An 11,453-nucleotide genomic window follows, 5' to 3' on the forward strand; every position below is an offset into this window, starting at 1 on the left:
TGCGGTATAATGGGGCGGAATTGTTAGAATGATATTAGCGCCGGGTTAGATTCTGATGACGAGCCATTTTTCAACGGCAGGAAAATGCTGAACACGCTGCCGGCGCCCGGGGCGCTTTCCACCGTAATCCTGCCGCCGTGCGCTTGAACGATGTGCTTTACGATGGCAAGCCCCAGACCGGTCCCTCCCAAATTTCGGCTCCGGGACGTATCCACCCGGTAAAACCGTTCAAACAGCCGATCCAGATGCTGCCTGGGGATGCCGATGCCATGGTCCTTAAAATGAATTGCGATTTCAGAACCGTCGGATTTTTCGCAGGATATCGTTACCGTGCGGCCTGCCTGACTGAATTTGATGGCGTTGTCGATGAGATTGACGGCCGCCTGTTCAAAAAGGGCCGGATCCAGGAGAGCGGTGAATCCTTTGTCGCAGTTCAGGTCAAGCGATATGTTTTTTTCCCCGGCCTTTGTCTGGCAGATCTGTACGGCGTTGCCGAGGACGCGCTTTAATCCGACGGTCTCGAATCGGATTTCCTTTTTTTCGCCCTCCTGCTCGATCCGCGAAAGGCTCAATAAATCGTCCACGATGGAATTGAGACGATCCACATGCTTTGCGATGATGCCCAGGAACCGTTCGGTTTCCTGGTGGTTGTCCACCGCTCCTTGCAAAAGGGTTTCCACAAAGCCTTTGATGGTGGTCAGGGGGGTTTTGATCTCATGGGAAACATTGGCCACAAAATCCCGCCGCATATTTTCAAGTTTTCTGAGACGGGTTACATCATGCAGCACCACCAGAATCCCCCGCGGGCTCCCGGCTGCATCCTGCAGCGGCGTACCGGAGGCGCTGATAACCCGTTCGTTATTTTTACGCAGGATGATGTCCGATTCCATATAACGCCCGCCGGCCAATGCGTTTCGGACAAACTGCTGAAGTTCGGCATTTCGAATGACTTCCTGGATCAAGCGGCCCTGCAAGCTCCCGACATTGCCGTTGAACATGCGGGCGGCAGCCGCATTCACATTGAGCACCCGCTCGTCCTGATCGATGGCCACCACGCCTTCGACCATGCTGGAAAGGACCGCCTCGAGTTCCGCGCGCTGGTGGACGATGGTCTTAATTTTTTCCTCGATCTGGCCGGCCATCTGGTTCAGTGATCTCGCCAGGCTGCTGAGTTCCGCCGTACCCGTATGGGGCAGCCGATATTTCAACTCCCCCCGGGCAAAATGCTCGGCCCCCTTTTTTATTTCTTCGATGGGCCGGCTGATATAGCGGGAAACAAACAGGCTGGCCACGGCGGTGAGGAGGGCAACCATCAGGCCGCCCAGGGCAATTTTATTTCGGACGCCCTTTAGGGCTTCGTCCACAAAGGAAACCGGAAGGGCTGTCCGAATAACGGCAGCCGTAGACCCTTCCTTTTGAAAAGGAATGGCCACGTACATCATATCCAGGCGAAAGGTGCGGCTGTACCGGATCGAACTTCCCAGGCCCTCCTTCATTGCCTGGAGGATCTCGGGGCGACGGCCGTGGTTGTCCATGTTCTGCGGAGTTTCATCGGTATCGCCGACCACCTCGCCGTCCGGCAGGATGACTGTCATCCGGGTTCCGGTCCGGCGTCCAATGGCCTTGCAGCTAAAATCGATGGCCGATGTGTTCAGAGGAGACAGATAACCTTCAATATGTTTCTCAAACAGATGCGCCCGGGCCTGCAGATCGATTTTAGCCTGATCCAGATAGAATTGCCGCAGCGCATCGGCGGCATACCAGCTTACCGAAATCACCGAAATCACCACGATCAGCAGGTAGGTGGGGTAAATCTGCCGAAACAGTGATTTTGATTTTCTTTCTTTGATCACGGCTGCTCCTTGAAGCGGTAGCCGACCCCCCGGACGGTCTCGATATAATCCCCGCAGGCGCCCAGTTTTTTCCGAAGACCCACGATCTGGACGTCCACGCTGCGGTCGGTCACGGGATAATCGCTGCCGCGCACCGCGTCCACTATTTGAGTGCGGGTAAATACCCATCCCGGCCGCTTTGCCAGGTAATAAAGGACCTGAAACTCCGTATAGGTCAGGTCGACCGGATCGCCGTTTACGGTTACGCTTCGCCGGCCCGGATGGATACTGATTTCGTTGATCTGAAGGAAGTCGCCGTCATCCTCAATTTTGGCATCATGCCTGCGAATGACCGCCCGGATTCTGGCAACCAGCACCCGGGGGCTGAAAGGCTTGGTAATATAATCATCGGCCCCCAGCTCCAGGCCGGTGACAATATCGGCCTCTTCTCCTTTGGCCGTCAGCATGATGATGGGAATTTGCCGGGTTTCAGCATTATCCTTGAGCGTGCGGGCAACCTGGAGGCCGTCGATTCCCGGAAGCATGAGGTCCAGAACAATCAAATCCGGTTTTTCGCTGCGGGCCTTTGCGACCGCCTTTTCCCCCGTCGCAGCACAGATGACCTGATATCCCTCTCTGGCAAGGTTATGCCTGACCAGCTCCAGGATGTCTTCTTCGTCATCCACCACCAGTATTTTTTCCATAGACATAGGCGTTCCCCTGTTTGATATTCCCAAATGCGCGATGGTTGAGATGGTAGTCAATTATAAATACAGCGGGATAATTAAACAACCCTATTAATTTATCGTTAGCATTGAGTTAGATTTTTATTTCGTTTCTTAGCCGATCAGAGCTCTTCCGGCGTAAACGCCACCACGTCGTCTATCCGGGCTGCATCGCTAAACAGCATCACCAGCCGATCCAGCCCCAGGGCGTTTCCCGCGGCCGGCGGCATATCGTCCAGGGACTTTAGAAACTTTTCCGGCATGGGAACCGCTTTTTTGCCGGAGGCAGCGCGCACCTGTCCATCGATCTCAAAGCGCCTTCGCTGCTCAACCGGATCGACGAGTTCGGTAAAGGCGTTGCACAGCTCCAGCCCGCAGATGTAGAGTTCAAACCGCTGGGCCACATTGGGGTTGTCGGGTTTCAGGCGGGCCAGAGCGCCCTTTTGGGCCGGGTAGTCATAGAGAAATACCGGTTTTTCATTTCCCAGGCGGGGTTCGATTTCAAAGGCAATGGCCTCATCAAAGCAATCATTTAATAGCGCCTCTTCCAGCGACTGCGACGCATATAAATGGAAGGCTTCAACAACCGTGAGGCGCTCCCAGGGCGGCGTTAAGTCAATGGGACGTCCCTGGTAAACCAGCCCACATTCCGAGCCCAGCGCCCGGGCCACAAACCTAAGGAGGTTTTCGCACTGCGCCATCATATCAACATAATCCATGCCGGCGCCATACCATTCCAGCAGGGTGAATTCCGGCAGGTGTTTTAGGCCGCGTTCCTTGGCCCGGAAGCATTTGCAGATCTGGAAAATGCGGGGATAACCGGCCGATAGAAGCCGTTTCATGGAAAGCTCCGGCGAAGTGTGCAGAAACCAGCCCCCGGACATTTCCGCGTCGATGTGGGCTTCGGGTGCAATGACTGGAACACGGCAAGGAGTTTCAACCTCCAGATAGTCGCGCTCATAAAAAAACTGCCGCACCGCCTGAATGATCTGGGCTCTTAACTGTAGGTTTTTTTTGATGCGTGCCTGTCGATATGAGTGCATTTGTTAACCACCCATCCTATTAAACCGGCAATTAAAAAGAGAAATTTTTCATTACATTTTGTCATTCCCGCGCAGGCGGGAATCCAGTATTCTCATCAACGTTTCTGGATTCCGGCTCTCCGCTACGCTGCGGCCGGAATGACATATTTAAATGCCGGGTTAATAATAAAGCAATACAAGGTAATATTATATCGGCCTGATTATAAATCCTGACCCTTGAAGTAAGGTTTCAATTCTTCGATCTGAAATGCTTCCTCGATCTCCCGCAGGGTATCGGCCTTTCTGCGCCGGCGGTGCCGGATCAGATAGCCGATATCCTCCAGGATCGCGTAATACGCCGGCACCATGGAAAGGATCAGCAGGGTGGAAAACCCCAGCCCCCACATGATGGCGGTGGCAAGCGGCGCCCAGAAAACAGATTTGCCCCCCAGGCCGAAAGCCATGGGCGCCAATCCGAAAATGGTCGTAAGAGAGGTCAGCATAATCGGCCGCATGCGCACATGGCACGCCCGCACGACGGCCTTATAGAGCGCTTTGGGGTGCTCCCTGCGGTAGCGGTTAATAAAATCGATCAGTACCAGCGAGTCGTTGACCACAATCCCGGAAAGAGCCAGCAGGCCGATGAGGGTGACAAACGTCAGCGGGTTGTTGCTCACCAGCAGTCCCACCATCACGCCTAATGTTACAAAGGGGATGGTAATCATTATGATAAACGGCTGGCTGAAGGAATTAAACTGCAGCGCCAGGATGAAAAAAATCAGAAACAATGCCATCACCGCCGCCTGGCCCAGTTCCCATAGTGACTGGTTGGTTTCCTCCTGCAGCCCCCCGGCGATCAGGCGGGCGCCCGGAAAATCGGGGCTGATCCGGTTGAAGTAATCCCGGGCAATCCCGTTGGCCCTGACCGCCGTCATCTGCTTGCCGCTCAGGTGGGTCAGCATGCCGGAAAGCCCTTTTTTTTCAGTCTGGATATCTTTGATATTGGTGGTCAGGCGCACGGTTTCCTTGCCGTTGTAATGATAGATATTGTGAAATCCGGGGGTCAGGCGGACATCGGCAATTTCTTTAAGCGGTACCTCTCCATGGCCGGCAACCACCACCTTCAGGTTCACCAGGTCGTCAAAATTCTGCCGGAATTCGGGCAGGTATTTTAATTTGATGTCCTGTTCTTCATCCCCCTGGTTGTAGGTGGCCACCGGCAAACCATGGAAAGCGGCCTGCAGGGCCATCGTCAGCTGGGCCTGGTCAATGCCGAGCCTCTTTGCTTTGGCTTCATCCACGGTAATTTCCATAAACTGTTTTTCCCGGGAATAATCATCCTGGATATCCACGATCCCCGGGTGACGCCCCAACTCTTCCTGCAAGAGCCGCGAAGTCCGGGCGGAGGTTTCCCAATGGGGCGACTGAATCTTCAGGTCCACATCGGTCCCCACCGGCGGCCCCTCCAGCATCCGCTCCAATACAAAGGCGGTGGCGTCGTGTGATGCCAACAGCCGGCCGACGTCTTCCCGGACGCTTTCCATCAGCTCCACTACGCTGTGGCTCCGTTCTTTTTCCTCCTTGAGAATCACATTCAGGATCCCGTAATGGTATCCGAACACCGGTTCATAATTTACTTCCTTCATGCCGGCAATTGCGATGGGGGCCTCCAGTTCATCGCCGATCCGTTTCTTAATAAGGTCGGAAAGTTCCAGGAGTGTATTTTGGGTCCGCTCCAGCGAAGAATTGACGGGAAGATCAAAGTGGATGTTAAACCGCGGAAAGACATCGCTTTTGGGGAACATGATAAAATCGGTTTGAAAATATAGAAAAAAAGCCAGGATCGTGGATAGCACGATGACCAGGACCGACACATATCTATGGCGCAAAATAACTTTAAGATACGGATAGTAGATCCGCCGGAACGGCACGAAAACATCAAAGCGTCTTTTGAAAACTTTTTTGGTTTTATTTTTGGGCGCAAACTCCACGATATGGGACGGCATCATGAAGAAAACCTCCAAAAGAGAGGCTGTAAGGGCGAATATCACCACCTTGGGGAGTGTGGACAAATACCGGCCGATGATCCCTTCGACCATAATGAGAATCGGAAAAAATGCCGCCATGGTGGTGGTCACCGACGCCAGCACCGGCGCCAGGACTTCGCGGCTCCCTTCTATGGTCGCCTGGAGCAAGGAGACGCCCTCCTCCAGATAGCGATAGATGTTTTCAAGGACGACGATGGCATCGTCCACCACAATCCCCAGCACCAGTATCAGGCCGAACAGGGAGATGGCGTTGATGGAAAGATGGCTGCTGCGCATGGCGATGAACGTGATCAAAAAAGAAACCGGTATGCCGATGGAAGTATATATGGAGTTGCGCAGCCCCATGGCGGCCCAAAGAATAATAAACACGCAAATGATCCCCAGAAAGGCATTGGTCTGCAGCTCCCGGATCCGCTTCTTGATTTCGCTGGACTGGTCAAAATACAAGGTGGTTGTCAAACCCGGATATTGTTTGGGGATGCCTTTTAAAAGCGATTTGACGTCGTCTACAATCCGGATCATGTTGGTGTTGCGTTTTCTTTTGATTGAAAGGACCAGTGCTTTTTTCTTGTCAATGAATGTCAGTGTCCGGGGCTTTTCCAGGGTCGGTGTAATCCGGGCGACATCCCGTAAAAAGACCGTCTCTTCGGCTGTCTGCTTTAGAACGATGCCTCCCAGATTTTCAGGCTGCCGCGGTTCCCCGACCATGCGGATGGCCGTCTCGCGGCCATTCATTTCCAGACTGCCGCCGGGACGGTTCTGGGAGCGACCGGCAATGGCCTGGGCCACTTGTGAGACTGAAATTCCATAGGCGGAAAGCTGCCGGGGATTTATTTCCACCCAGATTTCATTTTCACGATCCCCCAGAATGTCCACCTCGGAAACGCCGTCGACGTTTTCAAATGTTTCGGCGATGTCCTTGGCGAGATCCTGGAGCTGCATCATGGGCAGATTCCCGGCCAGACCCACCATGCAGACCGGAAAAATGGCAATATCGATCTCGATGACATTGGGAACTTTGGCCTCTTGGGGCAGGTCCTCGACCCGGTCCACTGCGTTGCGAATCTCCTGCATGGCCTGATCGATTTCATATTCGTTCAGATTGGTGTTGAACAATACGTGGATTTTCGAGGTGCTTTCATAGGAATTGGACTCATATCGCCGGATCTCGGCAATGCCGTCCAACTCTTTTTCAATCTTCTGGGTGACCAGCTTCTCCATTTCCTCCGGAGAAAATCCCGGGCTGAGCGTGACAATCAAACCTTCTCCGATGGAGAGATCCGGATCCAGGTAGCGCGGCATTGCCCGGTAGCAATAGATGCCGCCGATGATAATCAGGAGCAGCGCCATTCGAACAACGATCGGCCGGTTTATGCCAAATCGGGTTAAAAACATGCTGGATCACTCGCTCTGGATCGTCACGGTGTCGCCGCTTTTGATACCGGTCGGATTGGTTATCACCTGTTCATTGCCATCCAGACCTTTCAGGATTTGAACCCGTTGATCATAATAATCGCCAAGGGTTACCGCCCTGAAAAGGGCTTTTCCGTTTTCCACCACATACAAACCGATGTTTCCATCCTCCTCTGCCAACCAGGCCGACGGTATCTTGATGGCCTGGTTCTCGTCCGCCAGGGGAAATCGGACCCGTGCGGTCATACCGTCCGCCATGCGGGGATCCGGATCGGCCACCAGCAGTTCAGCCGGAAACGACCGCGTTGACGGCGCAGCCGTGGGCGACAGAAAAACGAGCCAGCAGCGATAGGTTTCACCTGCAAGGGCATCAACTGAAAAATCAAGCTGGGGATGTTTTTTTAATACCGCAATATCTTTTTCGTTTATGGACAGTTTTATCTTCATACGGCTGAGATCGACGATCCGTGTAATGGTCATTCCCGGCGGTATCACCTCCCCCTGTTCAGCATCCCTGAAAGCCGCTACGCCGCTGAAAGGGGCGACCAGTCTTGATTTCCGCAGCCGGTCCTTCGCCAGCGCCAGCCCGGCTTGGGCCTGTTCAACATTGGCTTTGGCAGCCTGACGATCTTCCTCCCGCGGACCCTGTTCCGAAAGTATCAGCCCCTGCCGGGCCGATGCTTCTTTTGCCCGGGCCATGTCAACGGCCCTTCTGGCGGAATCATATACGCTGTCCGAAACCGCTCGGTTCCCGTAAAGCGTTTTAATCCGGTCAACGTTCTTTTCCGCTTCCAGGCGTTCGGCCGCGGCGGCCTGGAGCGCTGCCTTAGCCATTAGAATCTCTTCCGGCCGGGACCCTTTTGTCGTCTTTTCAAGCTGGCTTTCAGCAGCTTTCAGCGCAGCCGCCGCCTGCTGCACTTCAATGCGGATGCTGTCGGTGCTGACTTCAGCGAGCACCTGGTTTTTTTTCACCCGGTCGCCTTTTTCGAAAAAGAACCGTTCGATCGTTCCGCCCATTTCGCTGGAAATTTCGGCCTTGCGAAAGGCCGACAACAGGCCAACATATTCAACCGTCCCTCTTGGCGGAAGCGCCGCCGCCGGACTGATTGTAACCGCTTTGGCCGTTCGGACCGGCGTCTCAACGGCCGGGCGTGTTTCGGTCTTGTCCCCGCAGCCGCCTGACAGAATCAATACAAAACCCGCAGCGGATAACAACCATAAGCTCTTGAGTATGGATGGAATTTTGTTCATTTATTAAAATGTCGAATGTCAAATCCTGACACAAAGACAACTATCGGCCGGCATCATGTGTTTTGCGTTCCAGAAATTTGTCTTCCGTGCGGTCCTGCATGAAAATCTTGTTAAAACCGCCGGCGTCGGCCGTATCAAACCAGTGATGGCCGTGTTCAATGCATTTCCCGCAGGCTTTTCTGGGGATATGTACGGCCAGGATATGCAGCCCCCGGCTGGATGATGAATCGATTTTAAACACGCCGCTGCAGTCCCGACAAACCCGGATCGTTTCTTTCTGGGTTTCGGAAATATTGTCGGTATCGTAATAAATGTCACGGGATCGCTCGATGAACTCCCGGGAGGCCTGCAGCTCTTCCTGGATGCGGTCGCGCTGCCGCCAGCCGGCCAGAACGATCTTGCCGGTATCTTCGATCCAGCGGGAAATCTCCGGGCTCTGGCGGATGCGCTCGGGCCTATAATCGGGCTCTATGACGCCGCTGTAATCTAGTCCGGCCATTGCCAGTACAATGCCCACGTTGACATACGGAAGGGCGCCTTCAATGGAATATCCCCCTTCCAGGACGGCGATGTCCGGCTTGAGCAGGCGGGTGAGGGTTGCATAGCCCTGGGCTGAAAAGTTCATCTGGGTGATGGGGTCCGTATAGTGATTGTCCTGACCGGCCGAGTTGATAATGATATCGGGTTTAAATTCCTTTAAAATCGGCAGAATCATGTGTTCGGTTGCGAACAGGAACCCTTCATCCGAAGTGTGCGGCGGCAAAGGAATATTGATGGTCTTGCCCACAGCAGTGGGACCGCCCAGTTCGTCCGTAAAGCCGGAACCCGGGTAGAGCGTACGGCCGTCCTGGTGGATGGAAATAAACAAGGTGTCCGGATCATGCCAGTAGATGTCCTGGGTGCCGTCGCCGTGATGGCAGTCCGTATCCACAATCGCAACCCTGTTGATGGGGTAGGCTTCGCGCAGATATTCGATCATGACGGCCTCTATATTGATGTTGCAAAACCCCCTGGCCCCGTGAACCACCCGCATGGCATGGTGTCCCGGCGGCCGAACCAGCGCAAACCCCTTGTCCACCTGTTTTTCCAAGACCGCCATCCCGATGGTTTTGGCCCCGCCGGCACTGATGAAATGCGATTCGGTGGTAACGCTCCAGACATCCGGCACGCAAAAATGGACCCGCTGGATGTCCTTGATGGTAACCAGGTCCGGCTTGTATTCCTTGATGCCGTCGATGTCAAACAACCCCTCCTCGAAAACCTGGTCCTGGGTATATAACAACCGCTCTTCCCGTTCGGGATGGGTGGGACTGATGGCCCAGTCAAATGCCGGAAAGAAAACAAGACCGGTTTTGTTTTTGGCACGCAGCATGATTTTCCCCGCAAATCCTTTCCGGGCTACAAGCCCGCAGCGATTTTTTCCAGGAGGCGGTCGTATCCGTGAATCAGGCCTGGCTTGACCTGGACCTTGACCCGGATATTTTTCCCGGTCGTGGAAAAGCCTCTGACCATATTAAACTGCTGATTTTCCAGCACTTCCATCTCCAGATAATCCGGATTGGCGCCCCGCCCGATGGCTTTTTCCCTTAGGAGTTCAAAGGCAATTTTAAGGGCCGCCTGACTGTCAAAGGACGAATCGATTTTTCTGCTGAAATTTTCGTTGGGCGCCGAGACAATGCCCTGTTCGGTATCGGCAAACAGCAAAACTTCACATGTGGTTCGCGCCAGGGCGGCGCCGATGGCATTTGCCACGCTCCAGCGCGGCACCACCTCAATATCGTAATTGCATATTTTCCTGAACTGCTCGGCAAAGTAGGGGGCCGGTCCGCCCAGGACTAAAATCTTTTTGGGCGTTACCTTATACCCGTCCAGCAGTTCATTAACGGTGTAGACCGGCTGACTGTTCACCCGAAAGATCATGTCCTGTGCTTTTGACAAAAGGCTCCGGCAGGCCAAATCGAAAATTTCAGCCGCCGCAGCCGCCACCGTGATACCCAAGGCCTGGGCAATGGGCTCAATCCCATTAACGGCCCGCTCCCGATCGCCGCCATCGATGCGCCCTAAAACAAACAACGCATCGGTGGGTGTCGGCGCCGGCCCGCCGTAAGCCATGGCCGGACCCAGGCGTTCCGGACCGATGATAATCCCCCCGTCGCTGAATGTCACTGCGCTGTCCCCCCCGAGCCCGACAGAAAAGGTATCGATGGAACGGATCAGGGTCTTGTAGGTGTTGATTTCAATGCCCAGCGGGTCCAGCAGCGGAACCCGATTGACCAAAATCGCCATGTCGGTGGTGGTTCCGCCGATGTCCATTACCAGGCTGTCTTCTTTTTCGGGGGCAAATGCAATGGCGCCCATCACGCTGGCGGCCGGCCCGGAAAATATGGTCTGCCCGGGAAAGTTGACGGAGGCCTCAAATTTCATGTTGCCGCCATCGGCCTTCAGGATGCGGATCGGCAATGTCAGGCCCTTGGCATCAAGAGATTTCCGGACGGCATCATAGAATTTGATATGGATGGGGTATACGCCCGCATTCAGAAAAGTGGTGGCGATTCGGCGGGGAAAATTGAGACTGCCGGATATGTGATGACCCAGAAAAACCTGGTCAAAGGAATCTTTCAGAACCTCCCGGATGGCCCGCTCATGGGCGGGATTTCGCGGTGAGAATTTGCCGACGACCCCGACAATCCGGATCCCCTCCTTACAGAGCTGTTCGGCAACCGTTTTTATTTCATCTCTGTTGATTGGTTTGATTTCGCGGCCGCGGTGGTCAATGGCGCCGGAAACCACATGATAATGGCTGCCGCAGCTATAAAGCGCCGGGTTGATCCCCGGGCCGCTTGAGACAACCATGCCCACAGGCGCCAGTTTGTTCTGCACAATGGCGTTGGTGGTCAGCGTGGTACTAAGGACCACACGGTTGATGGCCCCGGGGGCTATGCCGCGGGTCACTTCTTCGAGCCCGGCCAGGACCGAATTAAAAAGGTTTGCGGGATCGGTCGGCACTTTCGCTGCGTTGACCAGGCCGCTCTCATTGCTCAGCAAAACCACATCCGTGTGCGTACCACCGACATCCAGACCGATTATCATCGCATTTACCTGTTTACATATATGGGCGAAAAATTGCCAGCTCGCGTGGTTATGGGAGGTTGATAAAATCAG

At 54.3% G+C, this 11,453-nt stretch carries 7 protein-coding genes; all 7 read right to left on the reverse strand.

Annotation, left to right across the window (positions count from 1 at the left end; all coding sequences use genetic code 11):
- Positions 1-23 precede the first annotated feature (23 nt).
- Complete coding sequence (locus P1P89_13255) at positions 24-1,853, reverse strand: ATP-binding protein (protein MDF1592478.1); 1,830 nt, start codon at positions 1,851-1,853, stop codon at positions 24-26.
- The gene (locus P1P89_13260) at positions 1,850-2,542 is read right to left on the reverse strand and encodes a response regulator (protein ID MDF1592479.1); all 693 of its coding nucleotides are present in this window, start codon (positions 2,540-2,542) and stop codon (positions 1,850-1,852) included. Before P1P89_13260 ends, P1P89_13255 begins: the two co-directional genes overlap by 4 nt.
- 137 nt (positions 2,543-2,679) lie before the next feature.
- The gene (epmA, locus tag P1P89_13265; protein ID MDF1592480.1) at positions 2,680-3,600 is read right to left on the reverse strand and encodes an EF-P lysine aminoacylase EpmA; all 921 of its coding nucleotides are present in this window, start codon (positions 3,598-3,600) and stop codon (positions 2,680-2,682) included.
- Between the two features lie 200 nt (positions 3,601-3,800).
- A complete protein-coding gene (locus P1P89_13270) occupies positions 3,801-7,022 on the reverse strand; it encodes an efflux RND transporter permease subunit (protein MDF1592481.1) in 3,222 nt (1,073 codons plus the stop codon).
- 6 nt (positions 7,023-7,028) lie between these two features.
- Entirely contained in the window at positions 7,029-8,255 is a 1,227-nt protein-coding gene (locus P1P89_13275) for an efflux RND transporter periplasmic adaptor subunit (protein MDF1592482.1), read from the reverse strand.
- A 76-nt stretch (positions 8,256-8,331) separates the two neighbouring features.
- Positions 8,332-9,663 (reverse strand): histone deacetylase, encoded by a 1,332-nt coding sequence (locus tag P1P89_13280; protein MDF1592483.1) that lies wholly within the window; start codon positions 9,661-9,663, stop codon positions 8,332-8,334.
- Positions 9,664-9,689: 26 nt separating this feature from the next.
- Complete coding sequence (locus tag P1P89_13285; protein MDF1592484.1) at positions 9,690-11,381, reverse strand: hydantoinase/oxoprolinase family protein; 1,692 nt, start codon at positions 11,379-11,381, stop codon at positions 9,690-9,692.
- Positions 11,382-11,453: the final 72 nt, after the last annotated feature.

This window comes from Desulfobacterales bacterium (assembly GCA_029211065.1).
In the GTDB taxonomy this organism is placed as follows: Bacteria; Desulfobacterota; Desulfobacteria; order Desulfobacterales; family JARGFK01; genus JARGFK01.